Origin of the sequence: Pseudomonas sp. MWU349 (genome assembly GCF_017947325.1) — a bacterium.
Taxonomy (GTDB): domain Bacteria; phylum Pseudomonadota; class Gammaproteobacteria; order Pseudomonadales; family Pseudomonadaceae; genus Aquipseudomonas; species Aquipseudomonas protegens.
In genome coordinates this window covers 90,759-112,148 of the sequence record NZ_JAFEVP010000009.1, presented here as the reverse complement: position 1 = coordinate 112,148, position 21,390 = coordinate 90,759, and the positions used below count along the sequence as shown (strand labels likewise).

The following is a 21,390-nucleotide window of genomic DNA, read 5'->3' as shown; positions in this document are numbered from 1 at the left end:
GCGGGCTACTTGTGGTAAGGGTGCCCGGACAGCACGGTCCAGGCGCGATACAGCTGTTCACCGATGAGAATCCGCACCAGGGGGTGGGGCAGGGTCAGCGGCGACAGCGACCAGCGCTGATCCGCCCGCGCACAAACTTCCGGCGCCAGCCCTTCCGGGCCGCCGACCATGAAGTTCACGGTGCGCGAATCGAGACGCCAGCGATCCAGTTCCACCGCCAGTTGCTCGGTGCTCCAGGGTTTGCCATGCACCTCAAGGGTGACGATGCGCTCGTTATGCCCGACCTTGGCCAGCATGGCCTCGCCTTCCTGACGGATAAAGCGAGCCACGTCGGCGTTCTTGCCCCGGGTATTGAGCGGAATTTCCACCAGTTCCAGCGCCAGCTCGGATGGCAGACGCTTGGCATACTCGTGCCAACCCTCTTCCACCCACTTGGGCATGCGTGAACCGACAGCGATCAGACGCAGGCGCACAGCCGTCCCTTATTGCTGGTCTTTGTTGAGCTTGGTGAAGTGCTCGTGGCCATGCTCCGGGCTGTGGTGCTTGCCATCGGCCGCGCGGCTCTGCTCGGCGCCCTGCCACAGACGTTCCAGGTCGTAGAACTGGCGGGCCGAGGCGGTCATCATGTGCACGATCACGTCGTCCAGGTCCAGCAGCACCCAGTCACTGTCGCCCTTGCCTTCTTCACCCAATGGGCGCACGCCCTGGGCCTTGACCATTTCACGGACCTTTTCCAGCATCGCGCCGATCTGGCGGTTGGAGGTACCGGTAGCGATGATCATGTAGTCAGTGATGCTCTGCTTGTCGCGAACATCGATCACCAGGACGTCCTGGGCCTTGACGTCTTCCAGCGCGGCGACAGCCACCTTGACCAGATCTTCGCCTTTCATTACTTGGTTAGTCATATAAAACTCGTTTAGCTCGTATGTTTGGAACGCCGCTCAGCACAGGCCGGCAGCGCTCCTTCAGTTCGGCGCACGGTAAAGCCCGTGTGCATCGATATAGGCCAGGACCGCGTCAGGCACCAGGAAACGTACCGACTTACCGCTGGCCAGCAGTTGACGGATCTGGGTGGCGGACACCGCAAGCGGCGTCTGCCAGACGAATGCAATGTGCCCCCCCGGCCCTTGCAGGGCCAAGGGGTCGCTCACCGAACGCGCTGCCAGCAGGTTGCGCAAGGCATCCGGCGGTTCGCTGTCAGCATCCGGGCGTTGCAGCACCAGGATGTGGCAATGCTGGAGTAACTCTTCCCAACGATGCCAGGTGGGCAGGCCGCAAAATGCGTCCCAGCCCAGTAACAGAAACAACTGGTCATCCGCGGCCAGCTCGGCCCGCATCTGTTCCAGGGTGTCGATGGTGTAGGACGGTTTGTCCCGTTTCAGCTCCCGGTCGTCCACCACCAGGGGTGAAACGCCCGCCACCGCACACTCGACCATCGCCAGACGATCGAGGGCCGACACCTGCGGTGTATCCCGATGGGGCGGCCTGGCACTGGGTACCAGGCGCAGCTCATCGAGTTGCATGGATTCCGCCACCTCCAGCGCGCCACGCAAGTGGCCGATATGCACTGGATCGAAGGTGCCGCCCAGCAGACCGATACGTTTGCCCATCAAGTACGCACGTGACCGTCGCCAAAGACCACGTATTTCTCGCTGGTCAGCCCTTCCAGCCCAACCGGGCCACGGGCGTGCAGCTTGTCGGTGGAAATGCCGATCTCCGCGCCCAGGCCGTACTCGAAGCCGTCGGCAAAGCGCGTCGAGGCGTTGACCATGACCGAACTGGAATCCACTTCGTTAAGGAAGCGGCGGGCATCACTGAAGTTCTCGGTGACGATCGAATCGGTGTGGTGCGAGCCATAGGTATTGATGTGCTCGATGGCCTGCTCCAGGTTGTCCAGCACACGGATCGAGAGGATCGGCGCGGTGTACTCGGTGCGCCAGTCTTCTTCGGTTGCTTCCAACACACCGGCACCGAGGAGTGCGCGGGTTTGCGCACAACCACGCAGCTCGACGCCCTTGTCGCGGTAGATTGCGGCCAATGGCGGCAATACGCGCTCGGCAATGGCGGAGTGAACCAGCAGGGTTTCCATGGTGTTGCACGGTGCATAACGCTGGGTCTTGGCGTTGTCGGCAATGCGAATGGCCTTGTCCAGGTCCGCCGCAACATCGATATACACATGGCAGACGCCGTCCAGGTGCTTGATCACCGGCACCTTGGCATCACGGCTGACCCGCTCGATCAGGCTCTTGCCGCCACGGGGCACGATCACGTCGACGAACTCGGGCATGGTGATCAGCGGTCCAACCGCAGCGCGGTCGGTGGTTTCCACTACCTGCACCACGTGAGGCGGCAGGTCGGCCGCCGCCAGGCCCTGCTGAATGCAGGTGGCGATGGCGCGGTTGGAATGGATCGCCTCGGAACCGCCGCGCAGGATGGTGGCGTTGCCCGACTTCAGGCACAGGCTGGCCGCATCGATGGTCACGTTCGGGCGCGACTCGTAGATGATGCCGATCACCCCCAGGGGTACACGCATCTTGCCCACCTGAATGCCCGACGGCAGGTAGCGCATGTCGCGGATTTCACCGATGGGGTCAGGCAGCTTGGCCACCTGACGCAGGCCTTCGATCATTTCGTCGATACGCGCCGGGGTCAGCGCCAGGCGATCCAGCAGAGCTGGCTCCAGACCATTGGCCCGGCCGTTGGCCAGGTCCTGCTCGTTGGCTGCGGTCAGCTCCGGTCGCGCCGCGTCCAACGCATCGGCAGCCGCCAGCAGCGCACGATTCTTTTGCGCGGTGGTGGCACGGGCGATCACCCGGGAGGCCTGGCGGGCAGCGCGACCCAAGCGGGTCATGTAGTCAAGAACGGACTCAGTCATGGTCTGGTGTGGTCTTGGCAAAGAGGAAAGCGGCTGATTATAGCTGTCGCGCCCGCCCACGGACAGCGGTCACGGGCGGATGGTCGAAATGGAGTGCAAATACCCGGCGTTCAGCCTGAATTAAGCCTGGAGTTGTTACCATTGCATCACCTTTTCCGCGATAACCCTTCGCCACCATGTCCATTCTGACCTCTGCAAAACTGCCAAAAGCCCTGCCGGACGGCTTTTTCGACCGTGATGCCGAGCTTTTGGCCCGTGAACTATTGGGCAAAGTGATCCGCCATAAAGTCGGCGATCTGTGGCTGTCCGCGCGCATTATCGAAACCGAAGCCTATTACTGCGAGGAAAAAGGCAGCCACGCCTCCCTCGGCTACACAGAAAAGCGTAAGGCTTTGTTTCTGGACGGCGGCCACATCTATATGTACTACGCCCGCGGCGGCGACTCCCTGAACTTCAGTGCCCAGGGCCCTGGCAATGCCGTACTGATCAAGTCCGCCTATCCCTGGGTCGATGAAGTCTCCGGCCCTGCCAGCCTGGCGCAGATGCTGCTGAACAATCCGGACGCCAGTGGCCGGCCGCGCCCCGCGCAAAAGCTCTGCGCCGGCCAGACCCTGCTGTGCAAGGCCCTGGGCCTGAAGGTTCCGGCCTGGGATGCGAAACGCTTCGATCACGAGATCCTCTTCGTCGAAGATGTGGGCGCCGCCGTGCCACACATCCTCCAGACCACCCGCCTGGGCATCCCCCATGGGCGTGACGAACACCTGATGTACCGCTTTGTCGATGCCGCCTACGCCCCCTACTGCACGCGCAACCCTATGCGTCGCGGCCAGGTCGAAGGGCGCGACTACCTGGTGCTCGGCTGACACCACCGTCCCACCTCTGCAAAAAACAACAACGGAGTTGAATTTATGGGCCCATGGCTCGACAGCGTGACCGCCTGGCTAACCAGCAACCCCCAATGGCTGGCGGCTGCAGTGTTCATCGTGGCCTGCATGGAATGCCTGGCGATCGTGGGCCTGATCGTGCCGGGCACGGTCCTGCTATTCGCGATTGCGGTACTTGCCGGGAATGGCGCCCTGTCCCTGGGGGAAACCCTGCTCCTGGGGGCTGCCGGCGGATTGCTGGGGGACGCGATGTCCTATCTGCTGGGGCGACATTTCCACCAAGGCATTCGCCGCCTGCCCGGCCTTCGTCATCACCCCGAATGGATCAGCGGTGCGGAAACCTACTTCCAGCGCTATGGCATCGCCAGCCTGCTGGTGGGCCGCTTCATCGGCCCGCTACGACCGATGCTGCCGATGGTGGCCGGAATGTTCGACATGCCGTTCCCACGCTTCCTCGCCGTCAGCCTGCTGGCGGCGGCGGGCTGGTCACTGGCCTATCTGCTGCCGGGCTGGGCCACGGGTGCGGCCATTCGCCTGCCCCTGCCCGAAGGCTTCTGGCCCCAGGCGGGCATCGTCATTGGCAGCCTGGTGGTGCTTGTCGGCCTGAGCGTCAACAGCAGCCTGCGGCGCCATCGCCGGGCAACCCTGTTGATGTCCGGCCTGAGCCTGCTGATTCTGGCAGGGCTGTTCATCGGCTATCCGTACCTGACGCAGTTCGACCAGGGCCTGATCGCCCTGGTACAGGAGCACCGGGACCCGGCTCTGGACAAGATCATGGTCATGGTCACCCAGATCGGCGAGTTCCGCGCCATGTTCATCCTCAGCGCAGTGCTGACCCTGCTGCTCCTGGCCCTGCGCCAATGGCGCCAGGCCGCGTTCGCCGGAGCGACCCTGCTGTGTACTGCCCTGGCCAACACCGGCGGCAAATGGTTTTTCGCACGGGTACGCCCTGAAGTGCTGAGCGAACCTCTCACCAGTTTCAGCATGCCCAGCGGCCACTCTTCCGGCTCCTTCGCCCTGTTCTTGACCCTGGCAGTTCTGGCCGGCCGTGGCCAGCCACCCCGCATGCGCCTGACCTGGCTGTTGCTAGGCTGCCTGCCGGCGGCCTCCATTGCAGTGTCGCGGGTCTATCTGGGGGCCCATTGGCCCACCGACATTCTCGCCGGCGCCATGCTCGCGGCCTGTGTCTGCGCCGCCAGCCTGACCCTGAGCCAATGGCAAGGCCCGCTCAAGCCGATGCCAGCCAGGGCCTGGTGGCTGCTACTGCCGGTCATGCTATTGATGTGCGGATACATGGCGACACGGCACTTGCCTCACGCCCTGCTGCGGTACGCCTATTAAAAGCGCCAGAGGCAAGCTGCGGCCGTCATTCCAGGCTGCGGCTCAGGCGAAGAGTTCGCCTTGCAGTTCGTCCAGCAACTGCTGGATGGCATCCAGACGCTGCTGTGGGTCATCCAGTTGCAGCAGGTCGATCTTGTCCTGATCGGAAAAAGGCAGCAGGTAGGCCAACTGATTGGCCAGTGACAGCTGCCCCGTAGCCTCGAGCCCCATATCCAGGGCCTCGACCATCGGATGTTCGGCCAAGGCCCTGAGCAGCGCGATCAGGTCCGCATCCTCATCCTGCAACGGCTGTTCGGGGGCCTCTTGCAGCCATTGCACCCGGGCCACCGTCAGTTGGTCTTTCTGCACTTCGCTTTGCAGAATGCGAAAACGCCGACCGCCCTTGACCCTGATTCCCAGCAGCCCGTTGTCCTGCTGGTGGAAGTCGGTGATCAAGGCTTCACAGCCAATTTGCGCATAGCCCTGGGCGGCCGTCCCGACCTCCTCCCCTTCAAGGATGCACACCACCCCAAACCCGCTGCCCTGCTTCATGCAGCGCCCGATCATGTCGAGATAACGCGCCTCGAAAATCTGCAGATCGAGAATGCAGTCGGGAAACAGCACGGTATTCAGAGGAAAAAGCGCCAGGTTCATACTTCCTTCCTTAAACCAGCAACGATACCGCCAACGGCAGCAACACCGCCGTGGCCACACCCATCAGACTCATCGCCAGCGCCGCAAAGGCGCCGCACTCCTCGCTTTCCTGCAAGGCCACCGAGGTGCCCACTGCGTGGGCGGTCATGCCCAGGGCCATGCCCCGCGCTTCCGGGCCATGCACCCCCAGACGGTTGAGCAGGCCCGGGCCAAATATCGCTCCGATCACCCCGGTAATCAGCACAAAGACCGCCGCCAGCGCCGCCACACCACCAATCTGCTCGGCCACCAGCATGGCAATGGGCGAGGTCACCGACTTGGGCGCCATGGTCATGAGGATCATGTGCTCGGCACCAAACCACCATCCCAGCAGTACGCCCAGGCTGGTAGCCACGACGCCGCCCACCACCAGCGTAGCCAATATCGGCCAGAACAATTGGCGGATCCGTCGCAGGTTGAGGTACAGCGGCACCGCCAGGGCTACCGTCGCCGGCCCCAGCAGAATGCTCAGGATTTCGGTGCTCTTGCGGTACTCGGCATAGCTCAGGCCGCAGCCGACCAGCACGCCGATCACCAGCAGCATGGACACCAGCACCGGCTGCAGGAACATCCAGCGGGTCTTCTCGAACGCCGCCAGCACCAGTTGATAGGCACCCAGCGTGATGCCGATGCCAAACAGCGGGTGATGGATCACCGCCGCCCAGGCCCCCTGCCAATCGAAGATCACTGACTATCCTCCTGCCGGCCCTGGCGCTTGACCAGGCGCTGCATCAGCACGCCGACAAAGGCCATGGAGATCACCAGGGACAACACCAGCGCACCGGTAATGGCCCAGAAGTCCGCGGCGATGTCCCGGGCATAGACCATGACCCCCACCGCAGGCGGTACCAGCAGCAACGGCAGGTAACGCAGCAGGCTGCCAGCTGCAAGATTCAGCGGCTCGCCCACTTCACCGCGCACCACCAGGAAAACCAGCAGCAGCAACAGGCCGATGATGGGCCCGGGAAGCACGGGCAACAGCAGGTGATTGAGCGCCGTCCCGAGCAATTGGAACAGCACCAGCCATGTCAAACCGCGTAACAACATACCGCCTCTCCAGCCAGATCCCGTCGCGCATTATAAGCACGCAGGCGCTATGAACCGGCATTCGCCAAAAGCATGGATGTTTACCGGGAAGGATCGCCATGATGATCTAAAGTGGAAGTTTCAGAGCGCACCACACAACGTCGAATACTAATAAATCGTTGATCCAAGGAGAGTCTCAATGCCCCATGTTCCTGTTGCAGAGCTCAAAGATTATGTCGGGAAGGAACTCGGACGTTCCCCATGGCTCACCATCGACCAGGAGCGCATCAACCTCTTCGCCGAGGCGACCGGTGACTTCCAGTTCATCCACGTGGATCCGGTCAAGGCCGCACAGACCCCGTTCGGCAGCACCATTGCCCACGGTTTCCTGACCCTGTCGCTAATCCCCAAACTGATGGAAGACATCCTCGTGCTGCCCCAGGGCCTGAAGATGGTGGTCAACTACGGCCTGGACAGCGTGCGTTTCATCCAGCCGGTGCCAGTCAATTCCAAGGTGCGGCTCAAGGTCGACCTGACTGACGTCACCGAAAAGAAACCCGGTCAGTGGCTGCTCAAGGCGACCGCCACCCTGGAAATCGACGGCCAGGAAAAACCGGCCTATATCGCCGAACCGCTGTCGCTCTGCTTCGTGTGAAACCCCTCCGATGCGAAACAGCTCACGCTGTTTCGCTCAACCTCTCTATATATAAGACACACCGCTGCGGCATACTCGGTCCCCTAATTATCCGGAACCCGTTATGCGCCCACTTGCACCCCTGGTTTTGACCCTATTGCTCAGTGCCTGTGGCGACGGCGAATCGCTGTTGCCGCCCGATGCCCGCCTGCCAGACGGCGGGCGCTATCGAGGCGACCTGGTCAATGGCCTGCTCCAGGGACAAGGACGCATCGACTACCCCAACGGCAGTTGGTACGCCGGCCAGTTCGACAAGGGCCAGTGGCATGGCCAGGGGGAGTGGCACGGCAGCAACGGCGAGGTCTATCGCGGCCAGTTCCAGCAAGGGCTGTTCCATGGTCAGGGCACCCTGACCACCAAGGACAGCAGTTACAGCGGTGGCTTCAAGCTCGGCCGCCGGGATGGCGAAGGCACCCTCAAAGAAGACGGCATGACCTACCGCGGCGAATTCAAGGCCGACCTGTATTCGGGCCTCGGGCGCCTGGAACTGGACGACGGCAGCCAGTACCAGGGCCAGTTCGCCAAGGGCAAGCCCAATGGCGAAGGCCAGCGCAGCGACGCCAGCGGCAACCAGTTCACCGGCAACTTCGTCAACGGCCAGCTGGAAGGCAACGGCACCTTCAACAGTGCCGAAGGCGACATCTACGTCGGCGGCTTCAAGCACAACCAGCTCAACGGCAAGGGGCGCTACGAAAACTCCGACGGCGACGTCTGGATCGGCCAGTTCAAGGAAGGCGCCCTGAGTGGCAAGGGCGAACTGACCGGCGCCGACGGCAGCCACTATGTCGGCACCTTCAGCGACTGGCGCTTCAGCGGCGAGGGGCGGCTCAACCTCAGCGATGGCAGCTTCTACGTTGGCGGCTTCGACAGTGACAACTACCAAGGCCACGGCGTACTGGTACTGCGCGATGGCAGCGTGCAAAGCGGTGTGTGGAACAACGGCCTGCGGGTTCGCGATGCCGATGGCAAGCTACTGCCAGACCCACTGGAAACTGCGCTGCTGGTCCAGGGCCGCTTGCTCAAGGAAGCCCTCGATACGGTGCCCGCCTCCACCCCGGCCATCGAACTCTACAGCCTGACCCTGGCCGGCGACGGCAAGCAGAGCGTGTTCCTGCGCGAGGCCGACTATGTCAGCAACATGCTCGCCAGTCGCTTCGGCGCCTACGGCCAGATCCGCCTGGTCAATCACCGCGACCACCTGATGAACCGGCCCATGGCCACCCGGGAAAACCTGCGCCGCGCCGCACAGACCCTGGCCGAACGCAGCGGCCCGGAAGACCTGGTGTTCATCTACCTCACCAGCCACGGCACCAGCGCCCACGAACTGGTGCTGGACCAGCCGCGCCTGGAGCTGGCAGACCTGCCCGCCGACGAACTGGCCACGGCCCTGGCCCCGCTGAAGAACCGCGACAAGATCATCGTCATCTCTTCCTGCTACTCCGGCGGCTTCATCCCGGCCCTCAAGGATGAGCGAACCCTGATCATGACCGCCTCCCAGGCAGACCGAGTGTCCTTCGGCTGCTCGGAAGAGGCCGACTTCACCTACTTTGGCGATGCCCTGTTCGCCCAGGCGCTGAACCAGACCGACGACCTGGAGCATGCATTCAAGCTGGCCCGGGGCATCGTTGCCGAGCGTGAGCAAGCAGACAACTTCGAAGCGTCGGAACCGCAGATCTGGGCGCCCAGAGGCGTCATTGCCCATTGGCAACAATTGCGCAAACAGCAGGCACGAAAGGCCCTGCAGAGTGTCTCTATAAGCAGCAAGGAAGCGCAGAGCAACTAAGCTGAAACAGTATCAAGGGGGAATGACCATGTACTTGACGCCTCAGCATATCCTGCTCGCCGGCGCCTCCGGCCTGACCGGGGAACAACTGCTCGATCGTCTGCTCAACGAGCCCACCATCACCCGCGTCCTCGCACCCAGCAGACGCCCACTGAGCGAACACCCACGCCTGGAAAACCCGGTCGGCGACCCCGCCGTATTCCTGCCGCAGCTCAGCGGCAAAGTGGAAATCGCCTTCTGCTGCCTGGGCACCACCCTCAAGCAGGCCGGCTCCGAGGCCGCTTTTCGCGCGGTGGACCTGGACATGGTGGTGGCCTTCGGCAAACGTGCACGGGAGCTGGGCGCACGGCACCTGATCGTGATCAGCGCCCTGGGCGCCGACCCCAAGTCGTCGATCTTCTACAACCGGGTCAAAGGTGAAATGGAGGAAGCGCTGAAACAGCAGGGCTGGCCACAACTGACCATCTGCCGGCCATCACTGCTGCTGGGGGATCGCATCGAACCGCGCCTGGGCGAACAGCTGGCCGGACCACTGTCGCGGCTGATCCCGGGCAAGTACCGCGGGATCGAAGCCTGCCAACTGGCCCGGGCCATGTGGCGCCTGGCGCTTGAAGAGCAGAGCGGCACGCGGATCGTCGAGTCCGACGAACTACGCAAGCTGGGCAAATGAATCGCTCGCCCCGCAAGCCGCTCCTGCACGCACCTGTAGGAGCCGGCTTGCCGGCGAAGCACTACAACCCGCCCGTTGCCTGAAACCCCACCCCCAATACCATCAGCACCGACAGCGGCAGCAACAGGGTATCGAGCAGGGCACTGGCGGGCAGATCCACGCCAGGATAGCTCGGTGCCTCGGCGCCAAAGCGGTCCATGGCGCAGCACCCACCCTGCATCGCATACAAGTCCAGGCGCGTCCCCGAATACACCACCGGCGCCCCGGGCTGGGCGGCATTCAAGGTCCGGGCCGTGGCACATCCGCCCAGTTGCAGGGCGGCCAACAGCACCAGCAGCGACTTACTCATCGCTGCTCAGATGATGCTCGCCCCAGCGCGGCAACATGTCCTGCGGGATGTTCAACAGATTGAGAATCCGCGCCACGACAAAATCCACCAGGTCATCGATGGTCTGCGGCTGGTGATAGAAGCCCGGCGAGGCCGGCAGAATGGTCACGCCCATGTTCGACAACTTGAGCATGTGCTCCAGGTGAATGCTGGAGTACGGCGCCTCGCGAGGCACCAGAATCAACTGCCGGCGCTCCTTGAGGGTCACGTCCGCGGCGCGCTCGATCAGGTTGTTGCAGGCACCGGTGGCAATCGCCGACAAGGTACCGGTGGAGCACGGCACCACTACCATCGCCGCCGGCGAGCCGGAGCCCGAGGCCACCGGCGACATCCAGTCCTCCTTGCCATAAACGCGGATCTGCCCCGCCGACGCACCGGTGTATTCGGTGAGGAAGGCCTGCATGGTCTGCGGCTTGGGGGGCAGGGTCACATCGGTTTCCGTGGCCATGACCAACTGCGCAGCCTTGGAGATCAGAAAATGCACCTCCCGGTCCTCACGCACCAGGCAGTCCAGCAGGCGCAGGCCGTACTGGGCGCCCGAGGCACCGGTCATGGCCAGGGTGATGCGTTCCGGGCCGTTGTTCATCGCAGCGCCTCGGCCAGTTTGCCGTGCAGGCCGCCAAAGCCGCCGTTGCTCATGATCACCACCTGGGTGCCCGGCTTAGCCTGGCTCTTCACCCGCTCGATGATGCCTTCCAGAGAGTCGCTGACAATCGACGGCACCGTGCACAAGGCCGCCGTGGCGGCCAGGTCCCAGCCCAGGTTGGCCGGGGCATACCAGATCACCTGATCGGCCTGGTTGACGCTTTCCGGCAGGCCATCGCGGTGCGCGCCGAGCTTCATGGAATTGGAGCGCGGCTCGATGATGGCGATCACCGGGGCATCGCCAACCCGCTTGCGCAAGCCATCCAGCGTAGTGGCGATGGCCGTCGGGTGATGGGCGAAGTCATCGTAGATGGTCACGCCATGCACTTCGGCGACTTTCTCCATGCGCCGCTTCACGCTCTTGAACGCGCTCAGGCCGGCAATGCCCATCGACGGCACCACGCCCACATGGCGTGCCGCAGCCAGGGTGGCCAGGGCATTGGCGACGTTGTGCTGGCCGGTCAGCTCCCACTCCACCACGCCCTGGCTCACGCCTTCGAACATCACCTCGAAGGCCGAACCGTCGGCGCTGAGCAACTTGACCTGCCACTGGCCACCGGCGCCGGTGGTCTGCACCGGGGTCCAGCAGCCCATCTCGATCACCCGCTGCAAGGCCGGCTCGGTGGTGGGATGGATCACCAGGCCTTCGCTGGGAATGGTCCGCACCAGATGGTGGAACTGCCGCTCGATAGCCGGAAGATCAGGGAAAATGTCCGCATGATCGAATTCCAGGTTATTGAGGATCGCGGTCCGTGGGCGGTAGTGGACGAACTTCGAGCGCTTGTCGAAAAAAGCGCTGTCGTACTCATCAGCCTCGATCACGAAGAACGGCGTACCGCCCAAGCGCGCGGAGACGGCGAAATTCTGTGGCACGCCGCCGATCAGGAAGCCCGGGCTCATGCCCGCATGCTCCAGGACCCAGGCCAGCATGCTGCTGGTGGTGGTCTTGCCGTGGGTCCCGGCCACCGCCAGTACCCAACGCCCCTGCAGCACATGGTCGGCCAGCCATTGCGGGCCGGACACATAGGGCAGGCCCTTGTTCAGCACATACTCCACCGCCGGGTTGCCGCGGGACATGGCATTGCCGATCACCACCAGGTCCGGCGCCGGGTCCAGCTGGGCAGGATCGTAGCCCTGGGTCAGCTCGATGCCCTGAGCCTGCAACTGGGTGCTCATCGGTGGATACACGTTAGCGTCGGAACCGGTGACGTGATGGCCCAGCTCTTTGGCCAGAACCGCCATCGACCCCATGAAAGTGCCGCAGATACCGAGAATATGGATGTGCATAGTCGACCTCGAAAAACATCGGCGCAGGTTAGCGTAGAGGGCTGCAAATCGCACCCATTAGCTGACCGGGAGGTTGCTGCTGGCCTGCGCCGGCGCAAGCCCGACGGGCCAGCAGCGGCCGACAGCCCGGACTAGCGCGCGATGCCGTGCTTGCGCAGCTTTCTATAGAGGGTGTTGCGGCTCACGCCCAACTGCTCGGCGGTATGGGTCATGTGCCAGCGCTGCTGCTCCAGGGCCGCCAGCAACGCCACCCGCTCGGCATCCTCCAGTGGCCGCTCCGGCACCTCTGCTATTGCTTCGTCCAGCGGCGCCGGGCGGCTGTGGCGGATCAACGGCGGCAGATCATCCAGGCCAATGCGGCCGTTTTCACACAAGGCCGCCAGGGTGCGCAGCACGTTGCGCAGTTGCCGCACGTTACCCGGCCAGGAATAACTCAACAGGCTCTGGCGCACCGCATCCTCCAGCACCACCGGCTGGCCGCCCGCCTCTTCGGCCAGGAGAAAATCCAGCAATTGGGATTTGTCGCTGCGATCGCGCAAGGCCGGCAAGGCGATCTCCAGGCCATTGAGCCGGTAATACAGGTCCTCACGGAAGCTACCGTCGCGCACCCGCTCCAGCAGGTCACGGTGGGTCGCGCTGATGATGCGCACGTTGACCGGTTGCGGCTCGCCGCCGATCGGCACCACCAGCCGATCCTCCAGTACCCGCAGTAAACGGGTCTGCAGGGCCAGGGGCATATCGCCGATTTCATCGAGGAACAGGGTACCGCCGTCGGCCTGCTGCAACTTGCCGCGCATGCCCTCCTTGCGGGCCCCGGTAAAGCTGCCGCCGCGATAACCGAACAGCTCGCTCTCGATCAGGCTTTCCGGGATAGCCGCGCAGTTGAGCGCGACAAAGGCCTTGTCCGCCCGCGCGCTGCCCTGGTGCACCGCCTTGGCGAAGGCCTCCTTGCCGGAGCCGGTCTCGCCATTGATCAGCAACGGCACATCGCGTTCGAACACTCGCGAGGCGCGGCGAAAATCGTTCTGCAGGCCGTCATCCCCCAGGCAGATCCCCGAGGGCCGCGCCGGCGCAATGGCCTGCGGTGCCCGCAGCACCGCGGGTTGTGCGGCCGGCTGTGGCTGGCCGCGCAACAAGGCGAACAGGCGTCGCCCGTCCCGGGTGCGCAATGGCCAACTGGCGCTGGCATTGATACTGGCGCGGCCGAGCAGTTCATCCAGGGAGCAGTCGAAAAAGCTTTCCACCGGCTTGCCCAGCAACCCGCCGCGAATATGCCCCAGCAGGTTCAGGGCGCTCTGGTTCACCGCACAGATCCGGCCATCGCCATCGAACGCCAGCAGGCCCTCGCTGAACAGCCCCACCGACTCCGCCTGCAGATGAAAGCGCAGCAGCCACTGGTTCTCGAAATAACGCAGGAAATAGCAGCTCTCGATCATCTTCGCCGACAGATTGACCAGGGCCATGGTGTGGAACTGGCTCTGCCGGGACACGTCCTGGCGCGCCGACGACACATCCAGCACCGCCAGCAACTCGCCATGGGGGTCGAACACCGGGCTCGCAGAGCAGGTGAGGCCCGTGTGCCGGCCGCGGAAATGCTCGCCCTGGTGAATGGTCAGCGGCTGACGCTCCACCAGGCAGGTGCCGATGCCGTTGGTGCCCTCCCGGGCCTCGCTCCAATCGGCGCCCAGCCACAGCCCGGCATGCTCGAAGATCTTGCGTTCGCTGGGGGCGGTAATGCAGTTGAGGATCACGCCCCGGGCATCGGTGAGCAGCACCGCATGCCCGGCGCCGGACAGTTGTTGGTGCAGGTTGGCCATCTCGGTGCCGGCAATCTGCAAGACATCTTGCAGGCGCTCGCGGCTCTCCAACAGGCGGCCATGTTCAAGCACCGTAGGGGCCATGACCTGGGCCGGGTCGAGATGATAGTCCTCGAGGCAACGCAGCCAGGAGCGGGCAATGGAAGGGTCACTGCCCGGGCCCTGCAAATGAGCCTTGCCCTGGGCTACGGTGAGCACCTGCTGGGCATGCCGGCTCAAGTAATTGCTAGTGTGCATTTCTTATTATTCTCCTGCTGCGCTGTCACGCTCAGACGAAATACTGTCGCCACTGCCGGGCTGCAATCGACTACGAAGGAGGAATGCTCATCAGACTTGTCCGACAAGATTCGACACGCGAACCAGCATCCTCCAGGCGCTGCTGCATTGCAATGCCGGCTTGACTCCCGAGTCACAGGTTGTGCCACTTAGGTTACAAACTGTCACTCAAGCCTGTACCAGATCCGCCACAGCGTCCCGCAGCGGGCCCCTCGAAACATCCGCAAACCCTTGATCCATATGGCCTGCACCACGCTGGCCCGACCTTTGCTCTACGCTTGATATGCGCCACGGCGCGTCCTCCCCCATAAGCATAAAAGCCAGGAGATACCCACCATGCGTTACGCACACCCCGGTACTGAAGGCGCTATCGTTTCGTTCAAGAGCAAATACGGTAACTACATCGGCGGCGAGTTCGTCGCGCCTGTCAAAGGCCAGTACTTCACCAACACCTCGCCGGTCAACGGCCAGCCGATTGCCGAATTCCCCCGCTCCACTGCCGAAGACATCGACAAGGCCCTGGACGCCGCCCATGCCGCCGCTGACGCCTGGGGCGCGACCTCGGTACAGGCGCGCTCGCTGATCCTGCTGAAGATTGCCGACCGCATCGAACAGAACCTCGAACTGCTGGCCATCACCGAAACCTGGGACAACGGCAAGGCCGTGCGCGAAACCCTGAACGCCGACATTCCCCTGGCCGCCGACCACTTCCGCTACTTCGCCGGTTGCCTGCGGGCCCAGGAAGGCAGCGCCGCGGAAATCGACGGCAACACCGTGGCCTATCACATCCATGAACCCCTGGGCGTGGTCGGGCAGATCATTCCGTGGAACTTCCCGATCCTGATGGCCGCCTGGAAACTCGCCCCGGCCCTGGCAGCGGGCAACTGCGTGGTACTCAAGCCCGCCGAGCAGACCCCGCTGGGCATCACCGTGCTCATGGAAGTGATCGGCGACCTGCTGCCACCGGGCGTGCTCAACGTGGTGCAAGGTTTTGGCCGCGAAGCCGGCGAAGCCCTGGCCACCAGCAAGCGCATCGCCAAGATCGCCTTCACCGGCTCCACGCCGGTGGGCTCGCACATCATGAAGTGCGCCGCCGAGAACATCATTCCGTCCACCGTGGAACTGGGCGGCAAGTCGCCGAATATCTTCTTCGAAGACATCATGCAGGCCGAGCCCAAGTTCATCGAAAAGGCCGCCGAAGGCCTGGTGCTGGCATTCTTCAACCAGGGTGAAGTCTGCACCTGCCCATCCCGGGCCCTGGTGCAGGAGTCGATCTACGACGAATTCATGCAAGTGGTGATGAAGAAGATCGAGCAGATCAAGCGTGGCGACCCACTGGATACCGACACCATGGTCGGCGCCCAGGCTTCCGAGCAGCAGTTCGACAAGATCCTCTCCTACCTCGACATCGCCAAGAACGAAGGTGCGCAGCTGCTCACCGGCGGCAAGGTGGAAAAACTCGAGGGCGACCTGTCCAGCGGCTACTACATCCAGCCGACCCTGCTCAAGGGCACCAACAAGATGCGCGTGTTCCAGGAGGAAATCTTCGGCCCGGTGGTCAGCGTCACCACCTTCAAGGACGAAGCCGAAGCCCTGGCGATCGCCAACGACACCGAGTTCGGCCTGGGTGCCGGGGTCTGGACCCGCGACATCAACCGCGCCTACCGCATGGGCCGCGGGATCAAGGCCGGCCGCGTCTGGACCAACTGCTACCACCTGTATCCGGCCCACGCCGCATTCGGTGGCTACAAGAAATCCGGCGTCGGCCGTGAAACCCACAAGATGATGCTCGACCACTACCAACAGACCAAGAACCTGCTGGTGAGCTACGACATCAACCCGCTGGGCTTCTTCTGACCGATCCTCCCGGCGGCCCAGGCCGCCGGGAGGCCTTTTCGCGGCCTTGCCGCACAGGTTCACCTGCTCTGATCCGGTGCCGACGGCTTGCCGGACGGGACACTGCTGTCGGAAGTTCTGCGCCAAACCAGTCGTGCACAGACCCTGCCTGAAAAACAATAACAAGGGACAAACGCAATGGATCAGATCGGCAACTACGTGCTCTACCTCATCATGCTCTGCGCCGTACTTGGCGCCTTCGCCGCCATTTATGACAGCGAGCGAGGCCTGGGCAAGGAATTCATGGAAGGCATTCACGCCACCGGCTACATCTTCGTGCCGGCCGCGGGCATCATGGCCTCCATCCCCTATCTCACCGTGGTCATCGAAACCGTCTTCGGACCGTTCTTCAATTCCCTGGGAGCCGATCCGGCCCTGGCGGCGACCATGATCATCGCCTCGGACATGGGCGGCTATCAGCTGGCCTCGGCCCTGGCCGCCAGCAAGGAAGCGCTGGTAATGGCGCTGATCACCGGCTTCATGGGTGGCGCCACCATCGTCTTCTCGATCCCCATGGGCCTGGCGATGCTCGACAAGCGCGACCACAAGTACATGGCCCTGGGGATCATGTCCGGGATCCTCACCATTCCCGTGGGCGTAATGATCGCCAGCCTGATCCTGGCCTTCAGCAACCCGCAGGTACGCGAACTGGTCAGCACCAGCGGCGAAGCCAGCTACCAACTGGCCCTGGGCCTGGGCAGCATCTTCGCCAACCTGCTGCCGATCCTGATCTTCGTCGTGGCCCTGGCCCTGGGCCTGCGCTTTTTGCCGGACATGATGATCAAGGGCTTCATCATCTTCGGCCGGGCCATGGACGCGGCGATCAAGCTGGTACTGGTGTTCTCCATCGTCGAGTACTTCACCGGGGCCTTCTCCGCGGTGTTCGGCGGCTGGGGTTTCCACCCGATCATCGCCGACGCCGAGGACCAGACCCGCGCCCTGGAAACCGCCGGCTACATCGGCATCATGCTGGCCGGCGCTTTCCCCATGGTCTACCTGCTGCGCAAGTACCTGGGCAAGCCCCTGGAAAACCTCGGCGGCAAGATTGGCCTCAGCGCGGTAGGCAGTGCCGGCATGCTGGCCACCATCGCCAACATCCTGGCCATGTTCCGCCTGGTGCGCTTCATGCCGCCCAAGGACAAGGTGGTGAACATCGCCTTCGGTGTCTGCGCCGCCTTCCTGCTGGGGGACCACCTGTCCTTCACCGCCAACTTCCAGCCGACCATCATCCTCCCGGTATTGATCGGCAAGATCAGCGCCGGCTTCGTCGCGGTGGGGCTGGCCTATTGGCTGTCGGTGCCCAAGGCCCTGCAACTGGAAGCCCAGGACCGGGCTGCCGGAATCATCGGCGAAGGCGAGTACCTGGGCGGCACGGCCCTGGAAACCCCGGAACCGGCAGGCCAGAAGGCCACGGTCTGACTCCGGCGCGGCGAGGAACGCCTGCATGCAAGCCTTCACCGGCGGCGCCCAGGTCTTGCTGCTGGGGCTGGACTTCGGGTCCACCACCAGCAGCGTGCTGATTGCCCAGGCCAGCCTCAGCAGCCACTGCATCACCGGGCGCATGGCCCTCAACGAACCCCGGGTGCTGTTTCGCGGCGACCCGGTGTTCACGCCCTTCAAGGATGAGGTCATCGATGAAGCCGCGATCCGCGGCCTGATCGAAACCTGGCTTGAACAGGCGGACGTGCGCCCGCAGCAGTTGTTTTCCGGCGGGGTGATCATCACCGGGCTGGCGGCCCGTCGGCACAACGCCCAGGCCCTGGCGCAACTGGTGGGGCAACTGATCGGTAACGCACTGATCACCCGTGCCGACGATGGCGGCCTGGAGTCCTGGCTGGCGTTCATGGGCAGTTGCTCGGCCCTGAGCCGCTTTCACGCGCAGCAGCCCATGCTCAACCTGGATATCGGCGGTGGCACCACCAATGCCGCCTGGGGCCTGGAGGGCAATGTGCTGGCCAGCGGTTGCCATTTCATCGGTGCCCGGCACCTGCAATTCGAGCCGGGCAGCTATCGGCTCAGCGGAATGTCGGAGTTCGGCCGGGCCCTGCTCGATCACCTGGCGATTGGCAAAACATCCGGGCAACTGCTCGACAGCTCACAACTGCGCGCCGTGCTGGATTGGTACATCGACGCCCTGCTGGCGCTCGTGGCGGGGGACCGAGTGTTCTTCGCCAGCCCGCTGGGCCGGTTGACGGAGCAACTGCCACTGAACCTGCCGGCTCACGAACCCGATGTGGCGCTGACCTTTTCCGGTGGCGTCGGCGAGTTGCTGTATCGGCACTTGCAGGGTGAAACCCTGCCCGGCACCACTCACTACGGCGACCTGGGCATCGACCTGGCCCTGGCCATTGCCCGCCAGCCGCGGCTGGTGCGTGACGCCCGCCGCCTGGTTCCGGAAAACCGTGGCCGGGCCACGGTCTACGGGCTGACCCTGCACAACACCGAAATCTCCGGCAGCACCTTGTTCCTGCCCCGGCCCGAAGCACTGCCGCTCAAGGACCTGCCCATCGTTGCCCGTCTATCGGTGCGCGCCTCCCGGCAGCAACTGGAGGCGGCCCTGGAACTGGCCCTTAGCAGCCGCGACGGTGCCTGCCTGCAACTGCTCGATGGCGGCCAGGCGCCGGGGCTGGAAGAAATACGCCACCTCGGCGCCCTGCTGTGCCGGGCCCTGGGCACTGCCCGCCCGGCTCCCCAATGGCCGCTGGTGCTGCTGTTGGAGAGCAACGTCGGCAAGGTCCTGGGCAACTACGCCACGGATTGGGGGCGCAGTTCTTGCAACCTGATCGTCATCGACGAAGTACGTGAACGTTCGGCGCACTTCATCAATCTGGGAACACCCCATCAGCACATAGTGCCCGTCGCCTTTTACGGTGTGCACTGATGCCGATGCCGGCCAAGGAGAGTCTTGCCATGTCACTCACCGAACTGCGGCACATCCGCCTTCCCGTCGTCCCGGCCGAACGCGGCTACGGCACCCGGGTGTTGGATCGCGAGATCGCCTTCGACAGCCTCAAGGCAGTGCTCGGCGCCGCCGACATCAGCAAGGCCGGGGACCGCGTGGCGGGGCTGGCCGCCGTGGATGAAATCACCCGCGAAGCAGCGCGCAAGGTGCTCTCGGAACTGACCCTGGATCACTATTTCCAGCACCCGCTGACCGACCGCCACGGCCATATCGACAGTGTCATGCAGGTCAACTACGACATCGACCACGAGGTGTTCGGGGAAATCGCCCCTCTTACCCTGGGCGCCCTGAAAGATCGCCTGCTGCGCAGCCACGGCACCGAAATACGCCGCATCGGCCGCGCCCTGACCGGGGTGATGGTGGCCGCCCTGGCCAAGCTGCTGGATGTGCATGAACTGATCCTGCTGTCGAAAAAGCTCAAGAGTGGCGCGGCCGCCAAGGCCCGGACCCTGGTGGGCCTGCCCGGCACCCTGTCGTCGCGGCTGCAACCCAACCATCCCACCGACAACCTCAGCGGCATCACCCTGCTGGTCTACACCGGCCTGAGCATGGGCTCGGGGGATGCACTGATCGGCCTCAACCCGGCCATCGACACCGTGGACAACATCAGCGCCACGCTGCACCACCTGGACAAGCTGCGCCGGGAAACCGGAGCCCCCACCCAAATCTGCGTGCTGTCCCACATCAAGACTCAACTGGCCTGCCTCGACCAGGGCGCCCCAGTGGAGATCATGTTCCAGAGCCTGGCGGGCACCGAACGCACCCTGACCGACGAATTCGACGTCACCGTACAACTGCTGGACCAGGCCTGGCAGACCATGGCCGAGCGCGGCCCGCTGCGGGACGTGGCGGAAAACTTCATGTACTTCGAGACCGGCCAGGGCAGCGAACTGACCTACGGCAAGCACGAAGGCATCGACATGACCACCTGCGAAGCCCTGTGCTACGGGCTCGCCCGGCGCTACCGGCCGTACATGGTGAACAATGTCACCGGCTTCATCGGCCCGGAAACCCACCTCGATAACTTCGAGATGACCTACTCCTGCCTGCAGGACCAGTTCATGGGCAAATTGCTGGGCCTGCCCATGGGCATGGCGCCCTGCTACACCCTGCATTCCCAGGTGACCCTGGAAGGCCAACAGATGGCCACCGAGTTGCTGACCGCGGCCGGTGCCAACTTCTTCATGGACGTGTACCTGAGCACCGACCGCATGCTCGCCTACTTCGACACCAGCGCCCACGACAACCAGACCCTGCGCGAGGTGCACGACCTGGCACCGGCACCGGAATACCTGCGCTGGGCCCTGGGCAAGGGGATTTTCCAGGAAGACGCCCACGGCAACGTGGAACGCGGGCCGAACTGGGGCAACCCGAGGATTTTCTGCCCGTCGGACATCGACTTCCAGCGCCTGCTGGAATCCACCCCGGCCACCTACGGCTTCGACAACGCCGGGCCGCGCCCGGCCAACAGCGTGTCGCGTACTGTACGCGCCAACCTGGCAGTGGCACGCGAGGCAATCTACGTCGACTTGCGCCCCACCGAAATCGGCGCCATTGCCCTGCGTGAGTTGCGCACCGCCGCCCCGGACAAGCTGGCCCACCTGCAAGACCCGGAGCTGGGCGCGCGGCTGACCGAGGAAGTGCTGCGGCGCCTTAAACCGGAATACAACGACGTGCAGATCGTGATTTCCGACGGCCTCAGTGCCGAGGCCATCCACCACAACATTCCCGAGCTGCTGCCGGTGCTGCTGGACGGCTTGCACAGCCGCGAGCTGCGCATCGGCCAGCCGATCCTCGCGCCCTATGGCCGGGTCAAGCTGGCGGAGTCGGTGGGCGAGGCCCTGCAACCCCAACTGATCATCGTGCTGATCGGCGAGCGGCCCGGCGGCGATGCCCTGGCCTCGCGGAGCATGTCCGCCTACCTGGGCTACCGCCTGCCGGACGACCAGGCGCGCCGCGCTGCCGCCCAGTTCAGCGGCAATGCCGACATTCGCTATGAATACACCGTGATCTCGAACATCTACAGCGGTGGCCTGCCGCCGCTGGAAGGCGGCAGCCTGGTGGCGGAAAAGGCCTTTGCCATCCTCCATCACCGGGCTGCCGGCAACCGTCTGGAAAACCTGCTGAAGAAGGTGGCATCCTGATGATCCGCCAGCACTCGGCAACGCCCCTAC

19 protein-coding genes and 1 pseudogene are annotated in these 21,390 nt (G+C 63.9%); 9 read left to right on the top strand and 11 right to left on the bottom strand.

Features of this window, described 5'->3' with window-relative positions; translation table 11 throughout:
* Positions 1 to 5: 5 nt before the first annotated feature.
* The 4 genes and pseudogenes from rlmH to KCG88_RS29425 all read right to left on the bottom strand — a co-directional run bounded on the left by rlmH (position 6) and on the right by KCG88_RS29425 (position 2,875).
* A complete protein-coding gene (rlmH, locus tag KCG88_RS29440) occupies positions 6 to 473 on the bottom strand; it encodes a 23S rRNA (pseudouridine(1915)-N(3))-methyltransferase RlmH (protein WP_011063671.1) in 468 nt (155 codons plus the stop codon).
* 9 nt (positions 474 to 482) lie between these two features.
* A pseudogene (gene rsfS, locus KCG88_RS29435) lies at positions 483 to 890 on the bottom strand (ribosome silencing factor); the annotation flags it as partial.
* 75 nt (positions 891 to 965) lie between these two features.
* Positions 966 to 1,610 (bottom strand): nicotinate-nucleotide adenylyltransferase, encoded by a 645-nt coding sequence (gene nadD, locus KCG88_RS29430; protein ID WP_011063673.1) that lies wholly within the window; start codon positions 1,608 to 1,610, stop codon positions 966 to 968.
* A complete protein-coding gene (locus KCG88_RS29425; protein ID WP_210713668.1) occupies positions 1,610 to 2,875 on the bottom strand; it encodes a glutamate-5-semialdehyde dehydrogenase in 1,266 nt (421 codons plus the stop codon). Before KCG88_RS29425 ends, nadD begins: the two co-directional genes overlap by 1 nt.
* Positions 2,876 to 3,051: 176 nt before the next feature.
* Between KCG88_RS29425 and KCG88_RS29420 the strand changes: the two genes are divergently transcribed.
* The gene (locus tag KCG88_RS29420; protein ID WP_047289467.1) at positions 3,052 to 3,738 is read left to right on the top strand and encodes a DNA-3-methyladenine glycosylase; all 687 of its coding nucleotides are present in this window, start codon (positions 3,052 to 3,054) and stop codon (positions 3,736 to 3,738) included.
* 45 nt (positions 3,739 to 3,783) lie between these two features.
* On the top strand, positions 3,784 to 5,100 hold the full coding sequence (locus KCG88_RS29415; RefSeq protein WP_210713667.1) for a bifunctional DedA family/phosphatase PAP2 family protein: 1,317 nt from the start codon (positions 3,784 to 3,786) through the stop codon (positions 5,098 to 5,100).
* 42 nt (positions 5,101 to 5,142) lie between these two features.
* On the opposite strand, the gene KCG88_RS29410 is transcribed toward KCG88_RS29415, so the two are convergent.
* Genes KCG88_RS29410 through KCG88_RS29400 form a run of 3 tightly spaced genes read right to left on the bottom strand, consistent with a single transcriptional unit; the run spans position 5,143 to position 6,819 of the window.
* The gene (locus KCG88_RS29410; RefSeq protein ID WP_047289471.1) at positions 5,143 to 5,733 is read right to left on the bottom strand and encodes an LON peptidase substrate-binding domain-containing protein; all 591 of its coding nucleotides are present in this window, start codon (positions 5,731 to 5,733) and stop codon (positions 5,143 to 5,145) included.
* A 10-nt stretch (positions 5,734 to 5,743) separates the two neighbouring features.
* Positions 5,744 to 6,460 (bottom strand): LrgB family protein, encoded by a 717-nt coding sequence (locus tag KCG88_RS29405; RefSeq protein ID WP_047289472.1) that lies wholly within the window; start codon positions 6,458 to 6,460, stop codon positions 5,744 to 5,746.
* Entirely contained in the window at positions 6,457 to 6,819 is a 363-nt protein-coding gene (locus tag KCG88_RS29400) for a CidA/LrgA family protein (protein WP_011063679.1), read from the bottom strand. Before KCG88_RS29400 ends, KCG88_RS29405 begins: the two co-directional genes overlap by 4 nt.
* Before the next feature lie 178 nt (positions 6,820 to 6,997).
* Between KCG88_RS29400 and KCG88_RS29395 the strand changes: the two genes are divergently transcribed.
* From KCG88_RS29395 to KCG88_RS29385, 3 genes are all read left to right on the top strand, one after another.
* The gene (locus KCG88_RS29395; RefSeq protein ID WP_011063680.1) at positions 6,998 to 7,453 is read left to right on the top strand and encodes a MaoC family dehydratase; all 456 of its coding nucleotides are present in this window, start codon (positions 6,998 to 7,000) and stop codon (positions 7,451 to 7,453) included.
* 103 nt (positions 7,454 to 7,556) lie between these two features.
* Entirely contained in the window at positions 7,557 to 9,275 is a 1,719-nt protein-coding gene (locus KCG88_RS29390) for a C13 family peptidase (RefSeq protein ID WP_047289473.1), read from the top strand.
* A 28-nt stretch (positions 9,276 to 9,303) separates the two neighbouring features.
* Positions 9,304 to 9,945 carry an oxidoreductase gene (locus KCG88_RS29385; RefSeq protein WP_047289482.1) on the top strand — a complete coding sequence of 214 codons (642 nt, stop codon included), beginning with the start codon at positions 9,304 to 9,306 and terminating at the stop codon, positions 9,943 to 9,945.
* Positions 9,946 to 10,006: 61 nt separating this feature from the next.
* Here KCG88_RS29385 and KCG88_RS29380 read toward each other — a convergent pair whose 3' ends face one another.
* The 4 genes from KCG88_RS29380 to KCG88_RS29365 form a co-directional block, all read right to left on the bottom strand.
* On the bottom strand, positions 10,007 to 10,294 hold the full coding sequence (locus tag KCG88_RS29380) for a YceK/YidQ family lipoprotein (RefSeq protein ID WP_210713666.1): 288 nt from the start codon (positions 10,292 to 10,294) through the stop codon (positions 10,007 to 10,009).
* Positions 10,287 to 10,919 carry a flavin prenyltransferase UbiX gene (ubiX, locus tag KCG88_RS29375; RefSeq protein WP_011063684.1) on the bottom strand — a complete coding sequence of 211 codons (633 nt, stop codon included), beginning with the start codon at positions 10,917 to 10,919 and terminating at the stop codon, positions 10,287 to 10,289. Before ubiX ends, KCG88_RS29380 begins: the two co-directional genes overlap by 8 nt.
* Entirely contained in the window at positions 10,916 to 12,265 is a 1,350-nt protein-coding gene (mpl, locus tag KCG88_RS29370) for a UDP-N-acetylmuramate:L-alanyl-gamma-D-glutamyl-meso-diaminopimelate ligase (RefSeq protein ID WP_011063685.1), read from the bottom strand. Before mpl ends, ubiX begins: the two co-directional genes overlap by 4 nt.
* A gap of 131 nt (positions 12,266 to 12,396) precedes the next feature.
* Complete coding sequence (locus KCG88_RS29365; RefSeq protein ID WP_210713665.1) at positions 12,397 to 14,319, bottom strand: sigma-54-dependent Fis family transcriptional regulator; 1,923 nt, start codon at positions 14,317 to 14,319, stop codon at positions 12,397 to 12,399.
* Between the two features lie 375 nt (positions 14,320 to 14,694).
* On the opposite strand from KCG88_RS29365, the gene KCG88_RS29360 reads away from it, so the two are divergent.
* The 4 genes from KCG88_RS29360 (at position 14,695) to KCG88_RS29345 (ending at position 21,360) form a co-directional block, all read left to right on the top strand.
* Positions 14,695 to 16,215, top strand: coding sequence for an aldehyde dehydrogenase family protein (locus tag KCG88_RS29360; protein WP_011063687.1), 1,521 nt, complete (start codon positions 14,695 to 14,697; stop codon positions 16,213 to 16,215).
* 177 nt (positions 16,216 to 16,392) lie between these two features.
* Positions 16,393 to 17,673, top strand: coding sequence for an ethanolamine utilization protein EutH (gene eutH / locus KCG88_RS29355; protein WP_210713664.1), 1,281 nt, complete (start codon positions 16,393 to 16,395; stop codon positions 17,671 to 17,673).
* Positions 17,674 to 17,698: 25 nt separating this feature from the next.
* Positions 17,699 to 19,135, top strand: coding sequence for an ethanolamine ammonia-lyase reactivating factor EutA (locus KCG88_RS29350; protein ID WP_210713663.1), 1,437 nt, complete (start codon positions 17,699 to 17,701; stop codon positions 19,133 to 19,135).
* Positions 19,136 to 19,164: 29 nt separating this feature from the next.
* Positions 19,165 to 21,360 (top strand): ethanolamine ammonia-lyase, encoded by a 2,196-nt coding sequence (locus tag KCG88_RS29345; protein WP_210713662.1) that lies wholly within the window; start codon positions 19,165 to 19,167, stop codon positions 21,358 to 21,360.
* Positions 21,361 to 21,390: the final 30 nt, after the last annotated feature.